Source organism: Streptomyces sp. CLCI03 (assembly GCF_053615355.1).
On sequence record NZ_CM132132.1, the window covers coordinates 2,934,142 to 2,955,538 of the forward strand.

Annotated in this window: 25 protein-coding genes; 11 read left to right on the forward strand and 14 right to left on the reverse strand. The window is 70.6% G+C overall.

Features of this window, described 5'->3' with window-relative positions; all coding sequences use genetic code 11:
* Positions 1–45 precede the first annotated feature (45 nt).
* Complete coding sequence (locus ACWG52_RS13195) at positions 46–2,925, reverse strand: UPF0182 family membrane protein (RefSeq protein WP_389806145.1); 2,880 nt, start codon at positions 2,923–2,925, stop codon at positions 46–48.
* A gap of 130 nt (positions 2,926–3,055) precedes the next feature.
* On the opposite strand from ACWG52_RS13195, the gene ACWG52_RS13200 reads away from it, so the two are divergent.
* Positions 3,056–3,625 carry a PPA1309 family protein gene (locus ACWG52_RS13200; protein ID WP_030385939.1) on the forward strand — a complete coding sequence of 190 codons (570 nt, stop codon included), beginning with the start codon at positions 3,056–3,058 and terminating at the stop codon, positions 3,623–3,625.
* Positions 3,626–3,661: 36 nt separating this feature from the next.
* On the opposite strand, the gene ACWG52_RS13205 is transcribed toward ACWG52_RS13200, so the two are convergent.
* The 4 genes from ACWG52_RS13205 to ACWG52_RS13220 form a co-directional block, all read right to left on the reverse strand.
* Positions 3,662–4,747 carry a YlbL family protein gene (locus ACWG52_RS13205; protein ID WP_389805947.1) on the reverse strand — a complete coding sequence of 362 codons (1,086 nt, stop codon included), beginning with the start codon at positions 4,745–4,747 and terminating at the stop codon, positions 3,662–3,664.
* 146 nt (positions 4,748–4,893) lie between these two features.
* Positions 4,894–5,109 carry a hypothetical protein gene (locus ACWG52_RS13210; RefSeq protein ID WP_389805949.1) on the reverse strand — a complete coding sequence of 72 codons (216 nt, stop codon included), beginning with the start codon at positions 5,107–5,109 and terminating at the stop codon, positions 4,894–4,896.
* A gap of 145 nt (positions 5,110–5,254) precedes the next feature.
* Positions 5,255–5,716 carry a molybdenum cofactor biosynthesis protein MoaE gene (locus ACWG52_RS13215; RefSeq protein WP_030010759.1) on the reverse strand — a complete coding sequence of 154 codons (462 nt, stop codon included), beginning with the start codon at positions 5,714–5,716 and terminating at the stop codon, positions 5,255–5,257.
* 145 nt (positions 5,717–5,861) lie between these two features.
* Complete coding sequence (locus tag ACWG52_RS13220) at positions 5,862–6,923, reverse strand: SDR family oxidoreductase (RefSeq protein WP_051773389.1); 1,062 nt, start codon at positions 6,921–6,923, stop codon at positions 5,862–5,864.
* Between the two features lie 297 nt (positions 6,924–7,220).
* Between ACWG52_RS13220 and ACWG52_RS13225 the strand changes: the two genes are divergently transcribed.
* A complete protein-coding gene (locus ACWG52_RS13225; RefSeq protein WP_389805955.1) occupies positions 7,221–8,627 on the forward strand; it encodes a zinc-dependent metalloprotease in 1,407 nt (468 codons plus the stop codon).
* On the forward strand, positions 8,624–9,154 hold the full coding sequence (locus tag ACWG52_RS13230) for an NUDIX hydrolase (protein WP_389805957.1): 531 nt from the start codon (positions 8,624–8,626) through the stop codon (positions 9,152–9,154). The genes ACWG52_RS13225 and ACWG52_RS13230 overlap by 4 nt, the downstream gene beginning before the upstream one ends.
* Positions 9,155–9,232: 78 nt before the next feature.
* Here the strand turns inward: ACWG52_RS13230 and ACWG52_RS13235 are convergent, their stop codons facing one another.
* The 4 genes from ACWG52_RS13235 to ACWG52_RS13250 form a co-directional block, all read right to left on the reverse strand.
* Positions 9,233–9,988 carry an AIM24 family protein gene (locus ACWG52_RS13235; RefSeq protein ID WP_389805959.1) on the reverse strand — a complete coding sequence of 252 codons (756 nt, stop codon included), beginning with the start codon at positions 9,986–9,988 and terminating at the stop codon, positions 9,233–9,235.
* 17 nt (positions 9,989–10,005) lie between these two features.
* Positions 10,006–10,686: an AIM24 family protein gene (locus ACWG52_RS13240; protein ID WP_030011152.1), complete on the reverse strand. Its 681-nt coding sequence runs from the start codon at positions 10,684–10,686 to the stop codon at positions 10,006–10,008.
* A 20-nt stretch (positions 10,687–10,706) separates the two neighbouring features.
* A complete protein-coding gene (locus tag ACWG52_RS13245) occupies positions 10,707–12,341 on the reverse strand; it encodes a TerD family protein (RefSeq protein WP_453128752.1) in 1,635 nt (544 codons plus the stop codon).
* A 174-nt stretch (positions 12,342–12,515) separates the two neighbouring features.
* Positions 12,516–13,154: a M48 metallopeptidase family protein gene (locus tag ACWG52_RS13250; protein ID WP_371588416.1), complete on the reverse strand. Its 639-nt coding sequence runs from the start codon at positions 13,152–13,154 to the stop codon at positions 12,516–12,518.
* 125 nt (positions 13,155–13,279) lie between these two features.
* On the opposite strand from ACWG52_RS13250, the gene ACWG52_RS13255 reads away from it, so the two are divergent.
* Both ACWG52_RS13255 and ACWG52_RS13260 read left to right on the forward strand, forming a co-directional pair.
* Complete coding sequence (locus ACWG52_RS13255) at positions 13,280–14,413, forward strand: ThiF family adenylyltransferase (RefSeq protein ID WP_390137873.1); 1,134 nt, start codon at positions 13,280–13,282, stop codon at positions 14,411–14,413.
* Between the two features lie 72 nt (positions 14,414–14,485).
* A complete protein-coding gene (locus tag ACWG52_RS13260) occupies positions 14,486–15,814 on the forward strand; it encodes an ABC1 kinase family protein (RefSeq protein ID WP_390137871.1) in 1,329 nt (442 codons plus the stop codon).
* 22 nt (positions 15,815–15,836) lie between these two features.
* On the opposite strand, the gene ACWG52_RS13265 is transcribed toward ACWG52_RS13260, so the two are convergent.
* The 5 genes from ACWG52_RS13265 to ACWG52_RS13285 form a co-directional block, all read right to left on the reverse strand.
* Positions 15,837–16,043: a hypothetical protein gene (locus ACWG52_RS13265; protein ID WP_030711716.1), complete on the reverse strand. Its 207-nt coding sequence runs from the start codon at positions 16,041–16,043 to the stop codon at positions 15,837–15,839.
* Positions 16,044–16,144: 101 nt separating this feature from the next.
* Positions 16,145–16,474 carry a hypothetical protein gene (locus ACWG52_RS13270; RefSeq protein WP_389805968.1) on the reverse strand — a complete coding sequence of 110 codons (330 nt, stop codon included), beginning with the start codon at positions 16,472–16,474 and terminating at the stop codon, positions 16,145–16,147.
* On the reverse strand, positions 16,471–16,842 hold the full coding sequence (locus ACWG52_RS13275; RefSeq protein ID WP_033218581.1) for a WhiB family transcriptional regulator: 372 nt from the start codon (positions 16,840–16,842) through the stop codon (positions 16,471–16,473). Before ACWG52_RS13275 ends, ACWG52_RS13270 begins: the two co-directional genes overlap by 4 nt.
* Positions 16,843–17,039: 197 nt before the next feature.
* Complete coding sequence (locus ACWG52_RS13280) at positions 17,040–17,363, reverse strand: hypothetical protein (protein ID WP_389805970.1); 324 nt, start codon at positions 17,361–17,363, stop codon at positions 17,040–17,042.
* Between the two features lie 353 nt (positions 17,364–17,716).
* Positions 17,717–18,511, reverse strand: a complete 795-nt coding sequence (locus ACWG52_RS13285) for a GntR family transcriptional regulator (RefSeq protein ID WP_453128756.1) — start codon at positions 18,509–18,511, stop codon at positions 17,717–17,719.
* A gap of 163 nt (positions 18,512–18,674) precedes the next feature.
* On the opposite strand from ACWG52_RS13285, the gene ACWG52_RS13290 reads away from it, so the two are divergent.
* Genes ACWG52_RS13290 through ACWG52_RS13315 form a run of 6 tightly spaced genes read left to right on the forward strand, consistent with a single transcriptional unit; the run spans position 18,675 to position 21,264 of the window.
* A complete protein-coding gene (locus ACWG52_RS13290; protein WP_453128758.1) occupies positions 18,675–18,923 on the forward strand; it encodes a helix-turn-helix domain-containing protein in 249 nt (82 codons plus the stop codon).
* Between the two features lie 5 nt (positions 18,924–18,928).
* Positions 18,929–19,501, forward strand: a complete 573-nt coding sequence (locus ACWG52_RS13295) for a DUF6907 domain-containing protein (RefSeq protein ID WP_453129063.1) — start codon at positions 18,929–18,931, stop codon at positions 19,499–19,501.
* The gene (locus tag ACWG52_RS13300) at positions 19,498–19,872 is read left to right on the forward strand and encodes a DUF6907 domain-containing protein (protein WP_453128760.1); all 375 of its coding nucleotides are present in this window, start codon (positions 19,498–19,500) and stop codon (positions 19,870–19,872) included. The genes ACWG52_RS13295 and ACWG52_RS13300 overlap by 4 nt, the downstream gene beginning before the upstream one ends.
* The gene (locus ACWG52_RS13305; protein WP_326747605.1) at positions 19,869–20,063 is read left to right on the forward strand and encodes a hypothetical protein; all 195 of its coding nucleotides are present in this window, start codon (positions 19,869–19,871) and stop codon (positions 20,061–20,063) included. Before ACWG52_RS13300 ends, ACWG52_RS13305 begins: the two co-directional genes overlap by 4 nt.
* Positions 20,060–20,350, forward strand: a complete 291-nt coding sequence (locus ACWG52_RS13310; RefSeq protein WP_453128762.1) for a hypothetical protein — start codon at positions 20,060–20,062, stop codon at positions 20,348–20,350. Before ACWG52_RS13305 ends, ACWG52_RS13310 begins: the two co-directional genes overlap by 4 nt.
* Positions 20,347–21,264: a hypothetical protein gene (locus tag ACWG52_RS13315; RefSeq protein ID WP_453128763.1), complete on the forward strand. Its 918-nt coding sequence runs from the start codon at positions 20,347–20,349 to the stop codon at positions 21,262–21,264. Before ACWG52_RS13310 ends, ACWG52_RS13315 begins: the two co-directional genes overlap by 4 nt.
* Positions 21,265–21,397 lie beyond the last annotated feature (133 nt).

Genomic DNA, 21,397 nt, shown 5'->3' on the forward strand with positions numbered 1-21,397 from the left:
TGAAACCACAGTATCACGACGCGGGGTGGAACCATTACCCATTGATCACTGGCCGGACGGTGTGGGCGTCGTCAGCTTCGCCTCGGCTTCGATCGCGCGCTTCAGGGCCGCCTTGATCTCGTCCTGGGCCTTGCCGAAGGCCGCCCAGTCGCCGGCCTGCCTGGCCTTCTCGGCATCCTCGATGGCCTTCTGCGCGTCACCGAGGGCCGCCTTGACCGTGGGGTCCTGGATCGTCGGCGGCGTGACCGTGCCGTCACCGGGCGGCTGGACCGGAGGCACCGGAACCGTCGGCGCCTCGGCCCCGAACACCACGTTCAGCGCCTTCTCCAACGTGTCCTCGAAGGCCGTCTGGTTGCCGTAGGTCACGAGGACCTTGCGCAGCAGCGGGTACTTGAGCGTGGAGCTACGGACGTAGACCGGCTCCACGTAGAGCATCCCGCCGTCGAGCGGCACCGCGAGCAGGTTGCCGTACTCGATCTCCGAGTCACCACCGCGCAGCAGGCGGATGGATTCGGCGATCTTGGGCTCCGACTGGAACTTGCTCTGCACTTGGCTCGGGCCGTCCGGCGGCTTGCTGGTCGGCATCTTCAAAATGCGGATCTTGCCGTAGTCGGGGGTTCCCGGATCGGCGTTGACCGCCATGAAGGCACTCAGGTTGGGCCGCTCGTTCGGCGTGAACGTCGTGGTGAGCGAGAAGACCTGGTCCTTCTCCTTCTGGTCCGGCATCTTCATCGACAGGTAGTACGGCGGAACGGCCGTACCGGCCTTGGTCGTCGGGTCGTCCGGGACCGCCCACGCCTCGCTGCCGCTGAGGAAGGTCTGCGGGTTGGTGACGTGGTAGCGGGTCAGCAGCTCACGCTGGACCTTGAAGAGGTCCTGCGGGTACCGGAGGTGGTCCATGAGCGGCTTGGCGATGTCGGCCTTGGGCTTCACCGTGCCGGGGAACGCCTTCATCCAGGTCTTCAGGACCGGGTCGGCGGTGTCCCACTGGTACAGGTCGACCGAGCCGTCGTACGCGTCGACGGTGGCCTTCACCGAGTTACGGATGTAGTTGACCTGGTTCTCCTGGGCGACCACCGCGCGCTGGCTGTTGGTCAGCGAGTCCGCGGTGCTCTGGCCCAGCGTGGTGCGCGAGGCGTACGGGTAGCCGTTGGTGGTCGTGTACGCGTCGACGATCCACTTGATCCGGCCGTCGATCACGGCCGGGTAGGGCGCGCCGTCGATGGTCAGCCAGGGGGCGACGGCCTCGACGCGCTGCTTGGGCGTGCGGTTGTAGAGGATCCGCGAGCCGTCGCCGATGGCGCCCGAGTAAAGGATCTGCGGTTCGTTGAAGGTGAGCGCGTAGGCGGCCCGGTTGACCGGGTTGTCCAGGTTGACGCCGGAGTCGCCCTTGTAGCTCGTCTCCTTCTCACCGTTGTCGTCCGAGTAGTCGAGCTCCTTCTGCGGCCCGCCGACGATCGAGTACTGCTTCGTCTGCTCGCCGTAGTAGATGCGCTGCTCGAAGTCCGTGCCGAACACACCCTTGGAGGGCAGGTCGGACTGGGTGAAGTCGGGAGCGCCCTCCTTCACCGTGGTGCCCTTGGCCGCGACCACGCCGTAACCGTGCGTGTACTTGAAGTGGTCGTTGATCCAGTTGTTCTTCGGGATGCCGCCGATGTTCAGCTCGCGCAGCCCGATGACCGTGTCCTGGCCGCTGTACCGGTCCACGGCGAGCGTGGACGGGAAGGCGTAGTAGCCCTTGACCTGCTGGAGCTGTTGGAAGGCCGGCGAGACGATGTTCGGGTCGAGGATGCGGATGCTGGCCGTGGAGTCGGCCTGCGGGCGCAGCTTGGTCTTGTCCTCCGTCTGCGGGACGCCCGGATAGTCCGAGACCTCGGAGCCCGCGATGCCGTAGGCGTCACGCGTGGCCTTGATGTTCTTCTGGACGTACGGGGATTCCTTGGCCTGCTCGTTCGGCTGGACCTGGAACTTCTGCACGATCGCCGGGTAGAGCCCGCCGATCAGGATCGCCGAGAGCACCATCAGGCCGAAGCCGATGACCGGCAGCTGCCAGGTGCGGCGCCAGAGCGTCGCGAAGAACAGCACGGCGCAGATCGCGGCGATGGCGACGAGGATCGTCTTCGCCGGCAGGTAGGCGTTCGCGTCGACGTAGCGCAGACCCGTCCAGTTGTCGGCGGCCTTGAAGTCGCTGGACTTCACGGCGAGCCCGTACCGGTCGAGCCAGTAGGCGATCGCCTTGAGCGTGACGAACAGGCCGAGCAGCACCGACAGGTGCCCGGTGGCGGCGGCGGTGGCCCGGGCGCCCGGGCTGGTCACGCGCAGTCCGCCGTACAGGTAGTGCACGACGGCCGCGGCGATCACCGACAGCACGACGGCGGCGAAGCCGAAGCCGAGCAGGAAGCGGTACCAGGGCAGGTCGAAGGTGTAGAAGGACACGTCCATGTGGAACTGCGGGTCCTTCGTACCGAAGGCCACCCCGTTCACGTACATGAGCCAGGTCTTCCACTGGCCGGCCGCCGAGGCGCCCGCGATCAGGCCGACGAGCACCGAGATGCCCAGCAGCAGCCACTTCTTGTAAGGGGCGATGCTCATCCGGTAACGGTCGAGGCTCTGCTGTTCCATCGACATCGCGCTGAGCGGCGGCCGCAGCCGGTGCGCCAGCCAGATGTTGAAACCGACGGCACCGGCCATCAGCAGACCGAAGACGGCGAAGAGGCCGATCTTGGTCCACAGAGTGGTGGTGAAGACGGTGGAGTACTTCACGGAGCGGAACCAGAGCCAGTCAGTCCAGAAGCCCGCGAACATGATGAAGAGCATGGCCAGGACGGCCAGCACGCCCAAGGTCATCAGGAGAGTTCGGGACCGCCGGGAGGGGCGGCCGACTCTCATCCGTGGCCCGGAGGGGCCTCCGCCGCGGTCCGGCATCTGGAAAGCCAAGGTGCGCACCTCGAAAGTCGCTGAGTCTGGTAATGAACGGGCCCCCGATCGTAGAGCCCACTCATGCAACTTACTGAGGCTTTGGTCAGTTCCCGGTAATCGATGGAAAGGAGGCAGGATGTTGCCCATGTCCAACCTTTCGCCTTCCCCCGGCACCCCCATGGCGGCCAGTCCGCTGACCCGCGCCTGCCTCGAGATCGACGAGTACGCGGCCGGCCTCGGCTGGGACAAGCCCGCGCGGCTCTTCGCCCTCGTCGACACCGCCCGGCTCAAGAAGCAGGAGCCGAGGCTGGCGAGCCAGCTCGGTCTCGACCAGGACGACGCGGGCAAGTCCTCCCTCACCCCCATCGAGCAGGACGAGGTCCCCAAGGGGACCCCGCTCGACAAGTTCCTCGGCACCATCGCCTGGCCCGACGCCGTCGTCGGCTGCGCGCTGACGGTGGAGCGGCTGATGCTGCCGCCGTCCGCGGAGGCCTCCGTACCGGAGGGACTGAACGACAAGCAGCTGTCGAAGTGGGTCGCCGGTCACCCGGAGCGGCAGGAGGTCCGCCTCACCGTGGCCGTGCTGCGCGACGGCTCGCGGGAGTCGGCCGTACGGCTGCGCGAGAAGGACTCCTCGACCGAGGTCCTCACCGGTGCGGGCCTGGTGCCCGGGCTGGCCGAGGCGCTGGCGGCGACCTTCTCGTAGGGCGTCGGGGTACGGAGCGGTCAGGGGACGGAGCGGTCAGGGCTTGCAGCTCGGCAGCCCGGCCGCGTCCCCCTTGCTGATCTTCTCCAGTGCCTTCGTGGCGTCGCCGATGGTGGAGACCTTGACCAGGGTCAGCCCGTCGGGCACGTGGGAGGCGGCGGAGGCGCAGTTCTCGGCGGGCGTCAGGAAGTACTCGGCGCCGGCCTGGCGGGCGCCGATGGTCTTCATCTGGATGCCACCGATGGGTCCGACCTTGCCCTCTTCGGTGATGGTGCCGGTGCCCGCGACGAACTTGCCGCCGGTCAGATCCTCCGGGGTCAGCTTGTCGACGATGCCGAGGGCGAACATCAGCCCGGCGCTCGGGCCGCCGACGTCGGCGAGCTTGATGTCGATCGTGAACGGGAAGGTGTGGTCGGTGCCCGCCCGGATGCCGACGATGGCGTGACCGTCGCCCTCCGCCTTGCCCGCGGTGATCGTCACCTTCGTGGTGGCGGGGTTCTCGTTGCCGGCCTTCGCCGCCTCGGCCGCCTCCTTGGCGGGCACGATGGTGAACTCCACCGGCTCGCCGGGCTTGTGCTTGGTGACGAGCTTGGCCACGTCCTCGGGCGCGGTGACGGCGGCGCCGTCCACGGACTTGATCACGTCACCGGCGTGCAGCTTGCCCTCGGAGGGGCTGGACTTGACCACGGTGGAGACGATCACCCGGGCGGTGACCGGGATGCCGAGCTGCTTCAGGGCCGCCACCTTGGCGCTCTGCTGCGACTGGCTGAACTCCTCGGCGTTCTCCTGGGTGGACTCCGCCTCGGTCTTCCCGTTCGGGTAGAGGTTCTCGTGCGGGACGACGATGTTGTCGCCGGCCAGCCACCCGTAGACCGCTTCCACCAGACTCATGTCGTAGTCCGCACCGGTGACGCGGACCGTGGTCATGTTGAGGTGGCCGCTGGTCGGGTACGTCTTGCGCCCCGCGATGTTGAGGACGGGCGCGCCATGCGAGTCCCCGAGCGTGTTCACGGTCGGGCCGGGGCTCATCTCGGAGTACGGGACCTTGATGAACACCCCTGCGCAGAGCAGCGCGAACAGCACCAGGGTGGAAGCGAGCATCGTCGCGGTGCGGCGTGGCATGGATCCGACAGTACGGGACGGCCCTGACGGACGGCCCTCGGGGCCGGTCCGTACGGGGTCCGCGCGCGAAACTCTCAGCGGAATCTCACCGAAGGCGGCGGACCGGAGCGGGCCGGACGCGGAGCGTCATACGGCGTCATGCGGCGTCAGACGGCGTCGGAGGCGGAGTGGGCGGACGGAGCGGAATGGGCGTCGGCCTTCACTCCGGCCTGATCTGCGTTGGCCATGGCTTCGCGGAAGCGTGCGTAACCCGCGAGCTCGGATATGTCACCCTGCGTGCGGTCGCGTGCCGCCCAGCTGCCCCATATCGCCGCTCCGATCGCGGCGAACAGCGGAATCAGCAACCACGCCAAAGACGCCATGGGCCTGCCTCCCTACCCCGAAGTACGTTTCGTTGGTGGCTTCAACGCTCGTGCCCGTGGGGTGGTTACGCAAATCGAGGGCGTGTTGCGCGGCCGAACGGGTGCGAGGCTACCGCCTTCCGGGTGGCGCTCCGTGACCGGGGGTTCAGCAGGCGCCGACCCACTCCTCGGTGCCGTCACTGAACGTCTGGTGCTTCCAGATCGGGACCTCGTGCTTGAGGTCGTCGATCAGCATCCGGGCGGCCTCGAAGGCCTCGCCACGGTGCGGGCAGGACACGGCGACGACGACGGCCAGGTCGCCCACGGCCAGGTCACCGACGCGGTGCACGGCCGCCAGGGCACGGACGGGGAACTTGGCCACGACGCGCTCGGCCACGCGACGCATCTCGGCCTCGGCGGTCGGATGGCAGGAGTAGCCGAGCGAGTCGACGTCCGCCCCGCTGTCGTGGTTGCGCACCGTGCCGACGAAGAGCGTCGTACCGCCCGACGCGTCGTCGCCGACGGCCTGGAAGACCTCGTCGATCGACAGGGCGGTCTCGCGGATCTGGAGCAGCCGGATCGGGTCCGAGGCGGCCTGCTCACCGGGGTGGTCGAAGTGCGGTGCCATGTCTTCATCGTGCCCTAGCCGCTGACACGGCGAAATAGCAGATTCGCCCGGGGCGCGGACGCCGCCTTGGGAGCCTCCTACAGGGCAGGCCCGCGGAACCCCGCGGTCCGCCCGGCCGGACGGCACCCGCGGAGCCGGGTGCCGGTCAGATCCCGCGCCGCTTGCGCGCCAGGCGGACCGCCGCGGCCGCGCCCAGCAGGGCCACCGTCGCGCCGGCCGCGCCGGCGGCCGTGGCGGCGTCCCTGCGGCCCAGCCGGCGGCCCGCGACCGTGTGCCGGCCCGAGACCTCCTGGAGGAGCTCGGCGAGCACCTCCTCGTTGGTCCAGCGCGGCCGCCAGCCCGCCGCGTGCAGCCCGCTGACGCTGACCACCCACGGGTGCATCGTGTAGGCGAGGTCCCCGGCCGGGGACGGGGTCAGGCCGATCCGGTGCAGCCGGGCCGCGGCTCCCAGGGCGACCGCGGACGGGAGCTCCATGCGACGGATGCCGCTCAGCTCCTCGACCTCCTCCTGCTCCAGCCACCCCTCGCAGCCGACGGCCAACTCGCCCTCGACCTTCTCCAGGGCGGCGTACTCCAGGGCGCTGACCAGGTCGTCCACGTGGCAGAACTGCCAGGTGGGGCGGGATCCCGCGACCACGAGGAGCCGCGGGGACTCGAAGTACCGGGTCAGCGCGGTGTCGGTGCCGCCGACCAGGACGGCCGGGCGGATCACGGTGACGTTCAGGCCTGGGTGCGCTCGGGGGGCGCGGCGGCCGAGGCGTTCGATCTCCAGGAGGTCGCCGACCCCGGTCGCCTCGGCGGTGGCGCGCAGCTCGGAGTCCTCGGACAGCGGGATGTCGTTGTCCGGCAGGGCCCCGTAGACCATCGCCGAGGTGCAGAGCACGACCCGGTGCACGCCGGCCGCGGCGGCGGCCGTCAGGACGGTCTGGGTGCCGCGGACGTTGTACGCCGTACGGGCGGCCGGGTCGGTCTCCAGGTCGAGGTCGAGCGCGAGGTGGACCACGACGTCCGCGCCGCGCAGCTTCTCGGCGATCGCGGGGTCCCGTACGTCGAGGATGTGCCATTGCGCGGCCGCGCAGTCCCCGCGTCGCTCGTCGATCGCGACGACCTGCTTGACCTCCTCGGAGGCGGCCAGTCGGCTCACGAGGGCCGCGCCGACTCCCGAGGCGGCGCCGGTCACGGCGATCACCGGGCTGCGCCGGCGCATACCCTCCGGGTTTCGCGGCCGGCGAACGCCGGGGGCGCCGTCACCGTGCTCGGAGCTGTTTTCGTCGTCGGGCATCGCGCGAAACTGCGGATCTGGGGAACTCACCGGGCGTCTCCAGCGGTTGTCTTCAGTAGGGACGCGCCGTGACGCGTACCCACCAGGTGATGTCCATCCTGCCGCAGCCCAGGAGTCGGCGGAGCACCGAGCCCGGATGCGGCCGCGGTGTCTACGCTGGGTGGTGTTGTCGGACCATTGCCCGTCGGCTCCCGCCGGCGGCCCTACGAGCCGAGGAAACCCGTGAGCGACACCCCATTCGGATTCGGCCTTCCGCCGGAGGAGCCGGAGAACGGCGACGATGGCAAGAAGAAGGGCAACCAGGGCGGCCCGGGCGGCCCGGCGAATCCCTTCGGGTTCCCCGGCATGGGTCTGCCGGGCGGGGCGGGCGCTCCCGGAGCGGACAACCCGTTCGCCGCGATGTTCGGTGCGATGAACCCGAACGACCTCGGCGCCGCCTTCCAGCAGCTCGGCCAGATGCTGAGCTACGAGGGCGGTCCCGTGAACTGGGACATGGCCAAGGACATCGCCCGCCAGACCGTCTCGCAGGGCACCGCGGACGGTGTGAAGGACACGAGCGTCGGCATCGCGGAGAAGTCCGCCGTCGAGGAGGCCGTGCGCCTCGCCGACCACTGGCTGGACGGGGTGACCTCGCTGCCCTCGGGCGCCACCACGGCCGTGGCGTGGAGCCGCGCCGAGTGGGTCGAGGCGACCCTCCCGGTGTGGAAGGAGCTCGTGGACCCGGTCGCGGAGCGGGTCGGCGCGGCCATGGGCGGCGTGCTGCCCGAGGAGATGCAGGCCATGGCGGGCCCGCTGCTCGGCATGATGCGCTCCATGGGCGGTGCCATGTTCGGCCAGCAGATCGGCCAGGCCGTCGGCACCCTCGCGGGCGAGGTCGTCGGTTCCACGGACATCGGCCTGCCGCTGGGCCCGGCCGGCAAGGCCGCGCTGCTGCCGCTGAACATCGAGGCCTTCGGCAAGGACCTGGGCGTGCCCTCGGACGAGGTGCGGCTCTACCTGGCCCTGCGCGAGGCCGCCCACGCCCGCCTCTTCGCCCACGTGCCGTGGCTGCGCTCGCACCTGTTCGGTGCGGTCGAGGGCTACGCCCGCGGCATCAAGGTCGACACCTCGAAGCTGGAGGACGTGGTCGGTCAGCTGGACCCGTCCAACCCGGAGCAGCTGCAGGAAGCGCTCCAGGGCGGCATGTTCCAGCCGCAGGACACCCCGGAGCAGAAGGCCGCCCTGGCTCGCCTGGAGACGGCGCTCGCGCTGGTCGAGGGCTGGGTCGACGCGGTGGTGCACGAGGCGGCCAAGCCCCGGCTGACCTCGGCGGACGCGATGCGCGAGACCATGCGCCGGCGGCGCGCCTCGGGCGGCCCGGCGGAGCAGACCTTCGCGACGCTGATCGGCCTGGAGCTGCGTCCGCGCCGGCTGCGCGACGCCTCGCGGCTGTGGGCCTCGCTCACGGACGCGCGCGGGGTGGACGGCCGTGACGGCCTCTGGGAGCACCCGGACATGCTGCCGACGGCGTCCGACCTGGACGACCCGGACGGCTTCGTGCACCGCGAGCAGCTGGACTTCTCCGAGATCGACAAGATGCTCGGCGAGGCCGCCGAGAAGCGCGAACAGGACGGCGACGAGAAGAAGTGAGCCTGCACGAAGACGCGGTCCTCGTCCTGAAGGCGTACGAGGACCAGACGGAGCTGCGCGATCTGTACCTGCAGCACCTGGCGGCCCACCCGGACGGTGTCTACAAGCCCTGCGAGGCCGGGCACGTCACGGGCAGCGCGCTGGTGATCGACCCGGTGCGGGGCCGCGTCCTGCTGACCCTGCACAAGAAGCTCGGCATGTGGCTGCAGATGGGCGGGCACTGCGAGGCCGGCGACCGGACCCTCGCCGAGGTGGCGCTGCGCGAGGCCGCCGAGGAGTCGGGCATCGCGTCGGGGCTGACGCTGCTGGAGGGCGGCCCGGTGCGTCTGGACCGGCATCCGATCCCGGCGCCGTGCAACTGGCACCTGGACGTGCAGTACGCGGCGCTGGCCCCGGCCGGCGCGGTGGCGGAGATCAGCGAGGAGTCCCTGGACCTGCGCTGGTTCCCGTACGAGGAGGTGGCGGCGGTGGCCGACACGTCCGTCGTACGGCTGCTGGAGGCGACCTTGGCGCGGCTCGGCGGCTGAGCCGCACCGCGGCGCGGGCCCGAATGCGCCGAAGGGGCGGTCCCTGGTGGGACCGCCCCTTCGCCGTGCCGGGATGCGTCAGTTCCAGGCGTTGTTCTGGTTCTGCGCGTGCGAGCCGTGCTGGCCCATGCCGAACTGCGCGGCGACGCCCTGGCCGAGCTGGGCGTTCTGCGGCGGCAGCACCTCGCTGGGCTGCACCAGCGCGACGCCGGTGCCGAGGAAGCTCAGCTCCCAGCCCTCGCCGGTGTTGCCGCGGCGCCGCCACACCCCGCTGGAGTGCGTCTGGGCCTGCATCTGGACCCGCAGCGAGGTGGACCAGGCGACGATCGCGTCCGCGTCGACGTTGACGTACTTGTCGGGCGTGACGTGCATCATCAACGGCTGCCCGGAGGTCATCAGCGCGACCTTGCCGCGGCCGGAGATGTTGAGCTGGTACTTGCCCGAGCCGGAGATCCCGTACTGGCTGTCCACCGCGATGACCTCGGTGTGCAGGGTCGAGTCCAGGGCCAGCACGTAGCTGCTGTCGACCGTGAGGCCGTCCTGGTCCACGTCCACGACGTGGACGTACTGGGCGAGGTTGGCCAGGTAGACCGTGCCCTGCCCGGAGCAGCGCATGAGGTCCAGGCCCTCGCCGGTGCGGCGGCGGGCGTTGCGCTGGCTCGTGCTCTGGTACTCGCCGTCGAAGTCGATGATCCCCTGGTAGGCGACCATGGCGCCCTTGCGGGCGAGTACGTCGTCGGAGCCGGTCAGCGAGACCCGCAGCAGCTGCGGGTTCTGGATGGCGTACCGCTCCTGGGACTGCGCCTCGGAGTGGGCGAAAAGTGCGCTCTGCATGATGTGTCCGCTCCCCCTCAGCCCCGGGCCCGGAGCCGGTCGGTGCTGTCCTCGCTGGGCTGTACGACGACGATGCCCTGGCCTGAGAAGGCCATCTGGTAGGCCTCCCCGCTGCCCCGGCCGATCATCGACGAGGCCTTGAAGCTGCGCTTGCCCTTGACCTTGAGATTCGGCGACCAGGCGACGAGCGCGTCGGGGTCGACGTACGTCTCGTCCTCGCCTCGACCGCAGTCGACCACGATCGGGGTGCCGCGGGAGGTCAGGGCGACCCACCCGGTGCCCGCGATCTGCACGTTGAACAGGCCCTGGCCGGCGAACTTGGCGAGACCCTTGACCCGCTCGACGCCCCACTGGAGGTGGGCGTCGAAGGCCAGCAGGTTGGTGCCGTTGACGGAGAGCGAGTCGTTGTTGAGGTTGATGACGACCACGTCGGCGCCGTAGTCGGCCAGGTAGAGCAGGCCGTCTCCGGTGCACTTCATCAGCGGGGCACCTTCGCCGGTGATCCACTGCGAGGCCATCTGACGGACGGCCGGCGGGTTGGGCTCGTACTGGACGAAGCCCTCGTAGGCGACCATCGAGCCGGTGCGGGCGAACAGGTCCTGGCCGCTCTGCATGGCGACCTTGAGCATGGCCCGGCCGTGGTTCTCCATGCGGGCCGTCACGGGGGTCGGGGCGAAGCCCGCGAGTTGCTGGTTCATTGCGTTCATGTCGGGCTCCCTCAGACCTCGTACGGCTGGACGACGATGAAGTTGCCGGGAGCGCCGCGGAACTGGAGGTTCACGGTCTCCCCGCTGTGGCCGGGGTAGGCGTTGCGCCGCAGCCGGACCTGACTGGAAATGATCACCTGTGAGGCGGAGGACCACGCGACGATGGCGTTGCTGTCCGCGAAGGTGGTCGGGGTGACGGGCAGGACCACCGGGACGCCGTGCGTCTTGACGATGACCGTGCCGGTGCCCTGGAACTGCATGGTGAACAGGGCGCCGCCGGGGATGCCGTGGCCCTCGATGCGGCGCACCTCGTGCTGGAGCGACTCGTCGAAGGCGAGGACGGCCTCGGCGGAGACGCAGATCCCGTCGCCCTGCAGCTCGATGGCGTGCAGGTGGGCGCCGTTCTCCGCGAGGAAGACCTGACCGCGGCCGGTGCAGCGCATGAGCTGCATCTCCTGGCCGGTGGCGTTGCCGACGATGCGGCCGGCGAAGCCCGCGCCCTTGTAGCTGAAGTCGACCTTGCCCTGGTACAGGACCATGCTGCCCTGGCGGGCGAGGACGGCCTGGCCGCCCATCGCGAGGTCGACCCGCATGAGCTGCTGGTTCTGCGGGGTCCAGCGGGTGCCCGTGGGGGCTTCCTTGTACGGCTGGAGCGCGGCGGCGAGGCCCGCGCCGGCGGCGGGTGCGCCCTGCGGGGCGTAGCCCGGCTGCTGGCCGGGGACCTGGCCGTAGCCCGGCTGCTGCCCGTAGGGGGCGGGGGCCGGGGCGGGCGGCGGGACCTGACCGGGGTACTGCCCGGGGACCTGGCCCGGCACCTGTCCGGGGACCTGGCCGTACGGGGCGGGGGCCGGCGGGGCGAGCGGCGCGGCCATGGTGGGCGCGGCGTGCACCGGGGCCGGGGCCGCGGGCTGCTGGTACTGCGGCTGCGGGACGGCGCCGGGCGCGGGCACGGGCGCCCCGAAGGACGGCGCGGGGGCCGGGGCCTGCGGGGCCGGGGCCGGCGCGCCGAAGGCCGGGGCCGGGGCCGGGGCCGGGGCCGGGGCCGGGGCGGCCGCCTGCGGCGGCGGGGCGAAGCCGGGCGAGGCGGCGGCCGGGGCCTGCTGCGCCGGCGGCGCCTCCTCGGCGACCTCGCCGCCGAAGTTCCGCAGCAGCGCGTCGAGGCCGCCGTCGAAGCCCTGGCCGACGGCGGCGAAGCGCCACACGTCCTTCAGGTAGAAGTCGCCGAGCATCACGGCCCGCTCGGTGGTGAACTCCGCACCGGTGAACGCGTACCGGACGACCTCTTCGCCGCCGGCCACGATCCGGATGTAGCCGGGGCCGATCTGCGACATCTGTCCGGCACCGTCGATGGTGGCGGTGAAGGACAGTTTGTGGATGGATGCCGGAATGCGGTCCAGCGTCACCCGGAAGGATTCGGTGTCGCCCGACTGCGCACCGAGTTGCTGAATGGACTCTTCCGGCGACTTCGGCTGATTGAAGAAGACGAAGTAACGGTCGTCCGACAGCTGCTCGTTGGCGTCGAGGCCGAAACAGCTGATGTCGAAGGTGAGTCCCGATCCTGCGATCTGGACGCCTACGTACAGATCGGTGCCCGCCGTGAGATCACTGATCTTGGCCTTGTGGCCGCGTTGGAATTCCCTGGCCATGCGTACGACCGTCCCCCATCCCGACTGTGAATGCGTGCCGCTCAGGCTAACGGCAATTGCCGACATCCGGCCAAGCCGGTACCGACCCGGTACAAAACCCTGCGTGCCCCGCGCGGGACGGCCGGCGGGCCGACGGGTGGGCCGAGGGGCGCGCCGGGGGTCGGGCCGGCGGGCTCATTCCTCGCGGGCGGCGGGGACCTTCGGCAGTCGCTCGGCGGCGACCACGCCCTCCAGGTAACCGCGGGCCCGCTCGGTGCGCGGGTACGCCTCCAGCAGTTCCCAGAAGCGGGGTCCGTGGCCGGGTACGAGGAGGTGGGCGAGCTCGTGCAGGAGCACGTAGTCGACGACGTACTCGGGCATCCCCTGGAGCCGGTGCGAGAGCCGGATGCTGCCTTCGGCGGGGGTGCAGGAGCCCCAGCGGGTGTTCTGGTTGGTGACCCAGCGGACCGTGCGGGGGCGGGCCCGGCCCTCGAAGTACTGCTCGGACAACTGCGCGGCCCGCTCGGTGAGCTCCGCGTCCCCGAAGGTGCGTCTGCTCTCCTGCGCGGCCAGCTTGTCGAGCATGACCCCCACCCAGCGCTGCTCCTCCGCCTCGGACATCCGGGCAGGGATGAGCACGACCGTACGGTCACCCTCGCGATAGGCGGATACGGTCCTGCGGCGGCGCGCGCTCCGGCGGACTTCGACGGCGCGCTGCGGTGGGTCGGCGGACACGCCACGACGGTACCCGGTCGTGGTGGCGGAAGTCCCGCCCGTCCGCGGTTCGAACACGAGGGATTCACAGCCGATTTCCGGAACCCTATTTCCCTTCATCTCATATGCCTAATACCTCGCACCTGTGGACAAATTCCTGCGCGGATTCCGGTGTGCGGGCACTGTGGCGGAAGAGCGGGAAACGGACGGTGCGACTGCGCACGGGATATCGAGGGGGACCGGACATGTATCCGAGGGTGAAGCCGGCGTTGGCGCGGGCGTGGCGGGATCTTCAGACGGTTCAGTTCGGGGTGACACCGGCCCACGCGGTGGTGCTCGGCCCCGTGGACACGGCGACGGGCACGCTGATCGACCGGATCGACGGGACCCGGGGGATGGAGCTGCTGCGGACCGAGGCCTCGGGGATGGGGCTGCCGGACGGCCGGGCCGACGAGGTGGTCAGGACGCTGGCGGGGGCCGGTCTGCTCGACGACGCCACGGCGGGCGGACCCCGGGCCCAGGCCCTGCGCGCCTGTCCGGAGACCTTGGAACGGCTGGGGCCCGACCTCGGTTCGCTGTCCCTGGTCCGCCGGGAGCCGGGTGGGGGCCTACGGGGGATCGCGGCCCGCCGGGCGATACGGGTCCGGGTGCGCGGGAGCGGCCGGGTGGGGGCGGTGATCGCCGCGGTCCTGGCGGGGGCCGGGGTGGGCCGGGTCGAGGTCCTCGACGGGGGCCGGGTGGAGCCGGCGGACGTCGCGCCGGGCGGGCTGGACCCCGGGAGCGTGGGTCGGCCGCGGGCCGAGTCCGCGGGCAGGCTGGTGCGCGAGTCGGCCCCGGGGCGTACCCCGCGGGTCGGGGAGGAGCAGGGGGCGGAGCCGGGGCTGGCGCTGGTGATCGTCGCACCCCGGGACGGGCTGCAGGCCTGGGCGCCGGATCCGGACGCCGCGGCGGACTGGGTCGCCGCGGGCATCCCGCACCTGTACGCGGGGGTGTTGGAGGGGACGGGGTTGGTGGGGCCGCTGGTGCTGCCGGGTTCGACGGCCTGCGCGGGGTGCATGGAGCGCGACCGGGTGGACCGGGACGCGGCCTGGCCCAGGATGCTGGTGCAGTGGCGCTCCGCCCACCGCCGCCGGGCGAGCGCGGCCTGCGACCTGGGCCTGTCCACGGCGGTGGCCGGACTGGCGGCGGCCCACGCGTTGGCCTTCCTCGACGGACAGTTGCCCGCCTGCACCGCCTCCCGCTGGGAGGCGGCCCTCCCCGCCCTGCATTGGGAATCCAGCCCGGTCCGCCCGCATCCCGAGTGCCCTTGCGGGGCGGGTGCGCCACCTGAGGAGGCACGGGCGGGGAGCGGCCGGGAGGGCCATGACAGGATGCGTTGAGGCTGTCGGGTCGGCGGAGCCCTTCCTGAATCCGCCGTCAGCGGCGCAGCTGTCTGGGACATGGAGGGGCGTATGTCTGATCTTCCCCGGAAGGCGGTCACCCGGACCGTCAAGCTGGCCGCGCTGCCACTCGGCATCGCGGGCCGGGCCACGTGGGGACTGGGCAAGCGGATCGGGGGCAAGTCCGCGGAGATCGTGGCGCGCGAACTCCAGCAGCGCACCGCCGAGCAGTTGTTCCGCACCCTCGGGGAGCTGAAGGGCGGTGCCATGAAGTTCGGGCAGGCCCTGTCGGTCTTCGAATCGGCTCTGCCCGAGGAGGTCGCGGGACCTTACCGGGCGGCGCTGACCAAGCTGCAGGAGGCGGCCCCGCCGCTGCCCGCGGCGACGGTGCACCAGGTACTGGCGGACCGTCTGGGCGCGGACTGGCGGGACCTGTTCGAGGAGTTCGAGGACAAGCCGGCCGCGGCGGCCTCCATCGGGCAGGTGCACCGCGCGGTGTGGCACGACGGCCGGCAGGTGGCCGTCAAGGTCCAGTACCCGGGGGCCGGTGAGGCGCTGCTGTCGGACCTGAAGCAGTTGGGCCGGTTCGCGGGACTGCTGGGTCCGCTGATCCCCGGCATGGAGATCAAGCCGCTGATCAAGGAGTTGCGCGACCGGGTCGCGGAGGAGCTCGACTACGAGCTGGAGGCCGAGGCCCAACGGACGCACGCGGACGCCTTCGTGGACGACCCGGACGTGGTCGTGCCGGACGTCGTGCACCAGGGCGACCAGGTGCTGGTGACCGAGTGGATGGAAGGGACCCCGCTGTCGGAGGTGATAGCCGACGGCACCCAGGAGGAGCGGGATCGCGCCGGACAGCTGCTGGCCGGGTTCCTGTTCTCCGGTCCGGCGCGCACCGGCCTGCTGCACGCCGACCCGCACCCGGGCAACTTCCGGCTGATACCGGGGGCGGACGGCCGGACGCGGCTGGGAGTCCTGGACTTCGGCACGGTCGACCGGCTGCCCGGGGGCTGGCCCAAGCCCATCGGCAGGTCGCTGCGGATGACGCTGGACGGTGACGCCGAGGGGGTCTACGGGCACCTGTGCGCCGAGGGGTTCGTGAAGGAGTCCGTCGAGCTGGAGCCCGACGCGGTGCTGGACTACCTCAAGCCGATCATCGAGCCCGCCGAGGCCGAGGAGTTCACCTTCACCCGGACGTGGCTGCGTGGCCAGGCGGCGCGGATCGCCGATCCCCGCTCCCCCGCGCACCAGTTGGGCCGGCAGATCAACCTGCCGCCCTCCTACCTGCTGATCCACCGCGTGACGTTGAGCACCATCGGGGTGCTGTGCCAGCTGGGCGCGACGGTGCGGCTGCGGGACGAACTGGACACCTGGCTGCCGGGGTTCGCCTGCGAGGAGTGACGCGCGTGACGGCGTGGGCGCGTCACCACCAGGACGAGTCGAGCCTGCCCTCGATCGCCCGGAGGTTGGCGCGCGCGCAGTCGACGCAGAAGTACTGTCTGGTCCCGTTCTCCACCGAACAGGTCCAGGTGGGTGGGATCTCGCCCGGGGCCTTCGCGCCGCAACCCGTGCAGACGACGGGCTGGGCCTCGGATCCCGACGGGCCGGGGTGGGGAGTCGGCTGGTCCACCTCCAGACGATATCCCCGTCCGGGGCGGACAGCCCCGCGCAACGCACCGGGGGGACCGGTCCGTGCGGACCGGTCCCCCCGGGGGATGCTGCTTTCAGCTCTTACTGCATGACGGCCATGGCCAGCGCGCGCCGGGCGCGCAGGGAGACGCGCTCGGCACGCCGCTGCATGCGGCGGGCGGCGACCAGGCGCACGGCGTGACGCTCGGCGTCCGCCTCACGCATGCGGTCGTCCATATGGGCGCGAGCCAGGGCTTCTGGGATGAGTTGCATTTCGCGGGTCCTGTTCTGACGCGAGGTGATCGCGCCGGCGGTGATGAAGTCTGCGTGGGCGGCGCCGTGGGGCTGCTCGCTCGTGGAGTAGGAGGTCATGAGGGCCTGCTTCAAGGGGTCGTGCGTCAGGGGGCGGTCGATGGTTCCGATGGCGGTCATGCCGCGACAACCGGGTTCTTGCGCGGACGGCCACGGGGCCGCTTGCGGGCGACGACGACACCCTGGACGAAGAGCTCGCCACCCCAGACACCCCAGGGCTCGCGGCGCTCGATCGCACCGGCGAGGCAGGCCTCGACCAGCGGGCAGGTGCGGCAGAGGGACTTGGCGTACTCGACGTCCGCCGGGGACTCGGCGAAGAAGACCTCGGGGTCGAAGGTGCGGCACGGGACGGGTACGCCGAGGTTCTCGATGGCGTCGTCGAGCGCGGTCAGCGCGGTGAGCGGGGTCAAGGTGTGGGCCTCCGGGACTGCGGGCGGGGAGTTCAGTTGGGTCTGCGGTACGGACGGGGCGTGCGCTTCGAGTTGCACGGTGGTTTCTTCCTCGTCTTGTTCGGCTAGTCGTTCCGGCCGGTCGGCCGGGTTCGGCTGGGTTGTGCTCTCACACCGACTGGCAAGGCCAGTCCCGAGACCCCTTCGCTCCGTCGCCCCCGGTCGGGGACAAACAGAAGGGCCGCGGATCCCGGGTGGGGTTCCGCGGCCCTGAAGGCGCCGGCCTGATCATGCGATCAGGCTGGATCACTCCAGGGTTCGAGCCCGCGGAAGGCCCACATCAGGTGGTGCTGCTGCTTCGTCTGCTTGTTCAGGGATCCGGCACCGGCTGCGGCAGCGAATCCATAGGCGCCATGCGTCTGCGCTTCTGCTGCCAGTACTGCCACCGGTGCCTGGGTCGGTCGCTCGTTGCGCTCACTGACCGGAAGGGTCGCCAGGAGGGCGGGGCGGTCGGCGGAAATCGCGGACACACCGGTACCCAGGAGGGAGACGGAACCGAGCAGGCAGGAAGCGTCGACCGAGCGATCGGTCATTTTGGTGAAGGTCATGAAGCTGGTCACTGGTCTCGCCTCCTCTCGGCGTCTCGGGGACTCGGCCCGAGGGCCTGTCCCATACGTATTCGGATAAGTACAGCACGGATCCAGGGCTTCGGAGAAGCCACCGTTTCCGTTGCTAAGAACCTATGGGTCTTCGCTGGGCATGTGCAAACTATTTTTCCGACGAGTTTCGGGGTGGCGTCCGTGAGGGCCCCGCTCCGTCCATCGCACCAACCTAGACGCAGGTCAAAGGGGTTCGGTTGCATCCCAGACGACTAGGTCTGTGAGACACACGTGAGACGGCTGAGCCCCCTCCTAGATCCAGGGAGGGGGCTCATCGTGCGACTGGGGTCACAGTCGGACCGGACCCGTCCACGTCACACCTTCGGAGTCACGGGCTCCACCGGCCACTGCGCCGAGGCGCCCCGCTGCAGCTTGGACACCAGCTCTGCCCGGTCTGCGGGAATCACACGGACGGACGCTTCGACCGCTTGCCCCGTCCGGGCGGAGACACCGACCGTGGTCATTTCCCATACGGGCATCTCCACGGCGATCTGGAGCAGGCTGGCCTCTTCCTTGGCCGGCATACGGACCCGAGTGGTTTCTTCCCACTCCAGGGGGCCGTGGCCGGCTTCCTCGATCCGGTCGAGATAGCCCCCCGGCCCGGTGCTGATCTCTCCGGCCTGCGGCGCCTCCCGGAGCACGTCAGGGTGAATCCAGGCGTCAGCGATCTGGAAGGGCGGTTCGCCAGCAGGGCTGGTGACACGGCGCCGCCGCATCACCTCCTGGCCGGCTTCCAGGCCCAGTCGGTCGGCGACGTCCGAGGGGATGGGCGCAAGCATCCGCTTGGGCTGGCCGTGGACCTCCCACGGTTCATCCGGTCGGCTCGCCGCCGGGAAGACGTAGCCCCGGAGCGGGTCGCGCATGACAGTGGTCGACCGGGCGATCCGCCGGCGCCCCACGGTCCGGTCCTGCACGACGGTGCCCCGGCGCTTGATGACGCGCACGAGCCCTTCCTTGGCGAGGACGTCGACGGCCGCTCGGACCGTCTCCTTGGAGTACCCGTAGCGCTCCATGAGCTCGGCCGTGGTGGGGATGGTTTCACCCGGGGCCCACTCCCCGTCATCGATGCGTTGCCGCAGGTCGGCAGCGACTTCCTCGTATCGAGCCATGGCAGCCCCTTCGTCCATTGTTTGGATTATTCCTAGGACTCCTTGACTTCAGTAGTCCTAGGAATCATTCTAGGGGTACGCAAACGAAAAGCCCCGGCGGGGTGATCGCGGTGTTTGCCCACCGCGCCCGCCAGGGCCTCGCATCCAAGAGTTGAGGTCTCAGATGCACGTTGAGCTTATCTCGCATGCCCTCGAACAGCCCACGGAGAGCGCGCCCCCCTTCAAGGTCAAGGACGTTGCCGGCTTCCTCGGCGTCGACGCGTCCACCGTGTACGTCGCCTGCCGGACGGGCCTGCTGGCCTCGTACCGCGTCGGTGCCGGCCGCGGCACCATCCGCATCCCCCGCTCCGCCCTCAAGGCCTACGCCGACGAGCGCGGCATTCCGGCGGCAGAGCTGGGGGTGGCGCTGTGAACGCGATGCCCGCCGACCTGCCGCGCATGTTCCGTCCGGAGCCGAAGCTGGCCGCGGTCCCGACGCAGCCGACCAGCCGTGAGCGTGAGGCCGTCGAGGCCAAGGCCGCTCAGGCGTCCGTCGACGCGCAGTTCCCGCTCGTCGCCGAGCTCGTCGCCGAACCGGCCCCCCGCACGTGGTCGTTCATCGACAGCACCACCAGCCAGCTGCAGGAGGTCACCTGCCTGGCCGGCTGCACCGTCAACCACGACATGGACCGCGAGACGCCGACGCACCCCTACGACATCTGGTGCTGCACCAAGAGCGAGGAAGTCTGCCTGCCGATTGTCAGCGGCAGCGAGGACGTGCAGGAACTGCGGGTCCTGTCCGCGTACATCCGACAGGAGCCGTTCTCCCGCAACCTGCACGAGCGGGTCCCGCACGCCCAGGTCGAGATCGTCGACGACAACTTCATCGAGGGCCTCGACCCGGACGGCCTGGCCACGGTCATCCTGACCCTCGAAGCCCAGCTGGCCAGCTTCCGTGAGGTCCACGCCCGGCTGACCGCGCTCCGCGAGCAGGGCCGGGTGCAGCTGTGAACGCCCCCCGCACCGTGTCGGTGCGAACCGTCGACCACGGTGTCGTCGAGGTGCCCGAGCCGTCCTGGTGTGCCATCCAGCACCGCGACGACATCCACCGGGCGGACATCCACCACCAGGGCGTCGAGCAGCCGGCCACGATCCACATTCCCGGTACCGGCGACATCACCCTGCTGACTGCGTTCCTCAGCCAGTACCCGTACTCGGAGCACGGGCACCGCGGGGTGTGGGTGGCGGTCGAGATCGAGGGCGAGCACTACGAGTTCGGCCCGGCCGGTCTCGGCGACCTGGCCGCGACCCTCACCGCGCACGCCCTGTACACGCTCCTCCCGCTGCGGGCCCGCCTGCAGTCGCTGCAAGAGGAGCTGTGAGCTCGCACTGGCCGATTCGCCGGCCGACGGAGAACGCCGCACTGCGTTCCGTCGGCCGGTCGGCCCGGCCCCTCCCCAGTGTTCCGGCCCTGATGGCCGCCCTGATCCTCGCGAACCGTGCCTCGGATCGGCACGGCGCCAACCTGGCCGCCCACCGCGTGGTGCGCGTAGCCGAAGGAGTCACCGAATGACCACCGTCCTCGACGTCCTCGCGGTCATCGTCCTGGCCGTCGCCCTGTGGCACATCGTTCCCGAGCTGTGGGCCAGCCGACAGCAGGCCGAGCAGCTGGACTGCTGGAACTGCTCCTGGTCGATCCGCTTCCGCGGCGTCACCCCCGAATCCGCGCGTTACCTCCGCACGCTCGCCGAACAGCACGCGGCCGGCCACATCGAGGACCGAGGCAACGACGGCATGGGCGAGTCCTGGATCTGGGAGCCCGGCGACCGCGACACCGACACGAACGGAGAGGCCCGATGAAGTTCCTGACCGAGACCCGTACCCGCCTCGTCGACCGGACCATCGACGGCACCACCCATCAGGTGTCGGAGCCGTACACGGTGCGCATGCCGAAGCTGCCGAAGGACAGGGACGCGATGGCGCTCGTCGGCGTCTCCGGCCTGGTCCTGGCCCTCACGCTGGTGGCGATCGTCTGGTCGACGTACAGCATCGGGCAGCTGCTCGGCGGTGGCGTCGGCTACGCGGCCGGCATGGTCTTCGACGCGGCCTGGTTGGCCGTCCTCCTGCTGGAGTGGCTGGCCCGCTTCGACCCGGCCAAGCGGGAGTTCCCCCGCAAGGTCGGCTGGGCGCTCGCCCTCGTCGCGGCCGGTGCCATCTTCCTCGAGGGGATGCTGGCCGGAGGCTGGCAGATGGCCGCGGTCGGAGCGGCCGTGTCCATCGTCGCCAAGGTTCTGTGGTGGGCCGTCTTCAAGCACATCGACAAGGATCTGTCGCCGGCCGACTCCCAGTGGGTGGCCGCGGAGATGTCGAAGGCGAACGCCAAGCTCGCGATCGCTGGTGTCCGCCGCCAGGCCGCGAAAGCGGAAGTCGCCGCACGGCTGGAGCTGCTGGCCGCCGAGCGGTACCTGAGCGAGATCGCCGGGCTCGATCACTTTCCCGGCACCGGGAACGTGATCACGGCCGAACAGGTCCGCGAACACGACCACGGTTCGGGGCGTACCGAAGCGCCGTTGAACAGGGCGAACACGGTTCGCGAACAGGTCGAGCAGGGCCCGAACATCTCGCACCTGGCGCGCGTCGAGCTGAAGGCCGGAGCGTCCCGCGAGGAGGCCGTCGAAGCCATCCTCGCCCGCCTCCCGGACGCCAAACAGGCGTCCGTCGAAGCGACCGTGCGACGGGAACGGAACAAGCTCGACCGCGCCGCCTACCGCTGACCCCGACCCCTTCCGCCCTCGGCAGGTGTCTCAGTTTGATACACCCGCCGCACACTCCGTAGCTGTTGGTCACGGACTGTGCATCACGTGTCCCAAACGGGACACCTGCCGGGGGTGGTGGGGGCCGGGATCC

What these genes read in the sequence shown, in the direction of transcription:
- ACWG52_RS13195 (WP_389806145.1), bottom strand. Translation starts at nt 2,925, where the DNA reads ATGCCGGACCGCGGCGGAGGCCCCTCCGGGCCACGGATGAGAGTCGGC.
- ACWG52_RS13200 (WP_030385939.1), top strand. Translation starts at nt 3,056, where the DNA reads ATGTTGCCCATGTCCAACCTTTCGCCTTCCCCCGGCACCCCCATGGCG.
- ACWG52_RS13205 (WP_389805947.1), bottom strand. Translation starts at nt 4,747, where the DNA reads ATGCCACGCCGCACCGCGACGATGCTCGCTTCCACCCTGGTGCTGTTC.
- ACWG52_RS13210 (WP_389805949.1), bottom strand. Translation starts at nt 5,109, where the DNA reads ATGGCGTCTTTGGCGTGGTTGCTGATTCCGCTGTTCGCCGCGATCGGA.
- ACWG52_RS13215 (WP_030010759.1), bottom strand. Translation starts at nt 5,716, where the DNA reads ATGGCACCGCACTTCGACCACCCCGGTGAGCAGGCCGCCTCGGACCCG.
- ACWG52_RS13220 (WP_051773389.1), bottom strand. Translation starts at nt 6,923, where the DNA reads ATGCGCCGGCGCAGCCCGGTGATCGCCGTGACCGGCGCCGCCTCGGGA.
- ACWG52_RS13235 (WP_389805959.1), bottom strand. Translation starts at nt 9,988, where the DNA reads ATGCAGAGCGCACTTTTCGCCCACTCCGAGGCGCAGTCCCAGGAGCGG.
- ACWG52_RS13240 (WP_030011152.1), bottom strand. Translation starts at nt 10,686, where the DNA reads ATGAACCAGCAACTCGCGGGCTTCGCCCCGACCCCCGTGACGGCCCGC.
- ACWG52_RS13245 (WP_453128752.1), bottom strand. Translation starts at nt 12,341, where the DNA reads ATGGCCAGGGAATTCCAACGCGGCCACAAGGCCAAGATCAGTGATCTC.
- ACWG52_RS13250 (WP_371588416.1), bottom strand. Translation starts at nt 13,154, where the DNA reads ATGAAGGGAAATAGGGTTCCGGAAATCGGCTGTGAATCCCTCGTGTTC.
- ACWG52_RS13255 (WP_390137873.1), top strand. Translation starts at nt 13,280, where the DNA reads ATGTATCCGAGGGTGAAGCCGGCGTTGGCGCGGGCGTGGCGGGATCTT.
- ACWG52_RS13260 (WP_390137871.1), top strand. Translation starts at nt 14,486, where the DNA reads ATGTCTGATCTTCCCCGGAAGGCGGTCACCCGGACCGTCAAGCTGGCC.
- ACWG52_RS13270 (WP_389805968.1), bottom strand. Translation starts at nt 16,474, where the DNA reads ATGACCGCCATCGGAACCATCGACCGCCCCCTGACGCACGACCCCTTG.
- ACWG52_RS13285 (WP_453128756.1), bottom strand. Translation starts at nt 18,511, where the DNA reads ATGGCTCGATACGAGGAAGTCGCTGCCGACCTGCGGCAACGCATCGAT.
- ACWG52_RS13290 (WP_453128758.1), top strand. Translation starts at nt 18,675, where the DNA reads ATGCACGTTGAGCTTATCTCGCATGCCCTCGAACAGCCCACGGAGAGC.
- ACWG52_RS13295 (WP_453129063.1), top strand. Translation starts at nt 18,929, where the DNA reads ATGCCCGCCGACCTGCCGCGCATGTTCCGTCCGGAGCCGAAGCTGGCC.
- ACWG52_RS13310 (WP_453128762.1), top strand. Translation starts at nt 20,060, where the DNA reads ATGACCACCGTCCTCGACGTCCTCGCGGTCATCGTCCTGGCCGTCGCC.
- ACWG52_RS13315 (WP_453128763.1), top strand. Translation starts at nt 20,347, where the DNA reads ATGAAGTTCCTGACCGAGACCCGTACCCGCCTCGTCGACCGGACCATC.